We start from the raw sequence: 206 nt of genomic DNA on the forward strand, positions 1-206 counted from the left end.
TAAACGCCGCTGTGCTCGAGCTCGTCGAGCAGGTCGTCGCCGGTGAGGTCAACGTTGTTGGGAATGATGATAAAGGTAGAGGTAGCTACCTTCTTGATCTTTCCGCGGTTCGCGTAAGCAACGCCGGATAAGAAGTCGATGATACGGCGCGCCATGTCCTTGTTGGTGTTCTCGAGGTTGAGAACGACGGTGTGGGTCTTGATCAG

Annotated in this window: 1 protein-coding gene; it reads right to left on the reverse strand. The window is 54.4% G+C overall.

What is annotated here, in order from left to right:
• Positions 1-206, reverse strand: a 206-nt coding sequence (locus B0D78_RS12490; RefSeq protein WP_143521887.1) for a cell division protein SepF, incomplete at both ends; no start/stop codon positions are given.

Source organism: Pyramidobacter sp. C12-8, from assembly GCF_002007215.1.
Lineage (GTDB): Bacteria > Synergistota > Synergistia > Synergistales > Dethiosulfovibrionaceae > Pyramidobacter.